Below are 2000 nucleotides of genomic sequence, written 5' to 3'. Positions count from 1 at the left end.
TTTCATCAAATCAACAATTTTTCTAGGAAATTCTTGTTGATCTTTGGGGCTCCAGATCTGTCCTGGAGACAGCAAGGTTCTATGTGGCATGATTGTGTCACGGTACAAGGAAAACCCGGTGATGTGAAGTCACCGGGTTCTTGTTTGTTATGCTTGAAGAGATTCGTCTAATGTCGTTTCCGTCATCAGGTAGGGTCCAGAGGAGAGAATTTGAATAGATAAGAGAGAGATACTGCCCACGTAGCGATGTCCAAGAGGAAGAAGAGCATTTCCTTTGGTCCAACGCATCGTTCCGTCTTCTACATTACTCCATCCGGAAAGATTTTCGTCAGTTAGATGAGCGCTCAGCATGCGGGTTGCGTTACTTTCGAACAGTCTGATTTCCCCAATTAGAACCCCCAGTGTTCGACGATCATCTACAAAGGGTCCAATCGCATCATATGGACGACTGGTACGAGAGATGATCCGGACGCTGTCGACACCGACAGGTATCATAAAGATAACCTGATCATTATTGGCCCGGGCCATTCGGATTGTTGCGCCTGTGTTCGTCACGAGATGCAGGTCGTTGTTATAAGTCAGAGACGGAGTTTCTGACTGAACAGGGCAGTTCTGCTCTTCGGCACGGGCCTCAAAGTTGCGGAAGAGTGGTTCCACGATGTCACGGGATACCGTGAGAGTGGCTGCAGCGTCAGCCCAGGAGAGATTACGACTGAGGGGAATGGAGACGACATCGTTGTTTTGACGGAAAGCACGACGATTTCCGGTATCGAGATAACTCTCCGTCAGCATGCCGTCAGCCATGATTACGGAGTGATCAGCAGTTTCGATATGATAGTAATCGTAGGACGTGATCGAGGTGTCATAGAAGATCGAACGACCGTTCACAAGCATCCGCGCCGGCACGAACTTACCATCGAAAAAGAGGCAGTGCTCGGAGGTGATCAGCATGTCTTTAAAAGGAATGCCATCAGAGATTGCATTTTTGAGAATGCGGATGGGATAACCTGCCTCATCTAAAGGAAGGTGTGGACGGACCGTGCAGCGGGCCTGACCTGCCCACGTTACCTGACGGACTGTCTCGACCCCATCGACATATGCTGTAACGTTATCACCAGCCAGAAGATTTTCGACGGCGATCGTTCCAGACGGGGTTGAAATCAGGCTTCCCGCAAGGAAGCAGACTTCAGCAAAAGACCCGCCATTGCCATCACTAACGAGAGTGAATCCCGTTGTTTTGACGCCTTCGATATTAAGCGTGATGGTCTTCCCACTACTTAATGTAATGACAACCTGATCATTGGATGGATAGCTGTATGTTGCACCTGTAGGAGAAACACCCGCCAAGTCTATTGAATCTGAGTCACTGGGTCCCGTTCCTGTATATCCGCTAATGACCGTACTGACTGTGCCACCATTTTCGAGGCCCGAAATGGTCAGTCCGTGGTTCGTGTCTCCTACAAGGTCAATGGTTCCGCCAGCATCGTTCCAGATTGTTGCAGATCCGCCATTTTCTACTGTGACAACACCTGAAATTGTGGCTGAGCTTGCGACAGTAAGCGATCCGCCACTTGACACCGTCGTTGTGCCTACGACACTGCCTGCATCGGCATCAATGGCCCCGCCACTGGTAATGGTATTGTCCTGGGCAACACCATTGGAACTGATCTCCAGCACACCGCCAGAGTTAACGATCGTTCCGGAAGCAGTACCAGCGAGGCCAAGACCACCGCCACTGGAGATAACGGTGTTATAAACAGTTGCTCCGGAACTGACGGCGACAGTACCGAACGTTTCAAGTGTCAGATTTGACGCTGTAGCGCCCGCACTCACGTATACGATGGCACTATTGTCAATTATCGTCGTTGTAAGACTTCCACCAGAGTCGACGTGACCTGTTCCGCCGTCAACTGTACTACCTTCTACCAAGCCACCAGAAGCAATTTCCAGAACAGCGCCTGTATCAATCGTAACATTTGATCCAGTACCCTGAATACCAA

1 protein-coding gene is annotated in these 2000 nt (G+C 50.0%); it reads right to left on the bottom strand.

What is annotated here, in order from left to right:
• Window positions 1-147: 147 nt before the first annotated feature.
• A partial coding sequence (locus GSP01_RS14495) for a Hint domain-containing protein (protein ID WP_141354667.1) occupies window positions 148-2000 on the bottom strand: 1853 nt, incomplete at its 5' end.

The sequence above is a fragment of the Gluconobacter sphaericus NBRC 12467 genome (assembly GCF_006539125.1).
Lineage (GTDB): Bacteria > Pseudomonadota > Alphaproteobacteria > Acetobacterales > Acetobacteraceae > Gluconobacter > Gluconobacter sphaericus.
This window is presented reverse-complemented; position numbering and strand designations above follow the sequence as displayed.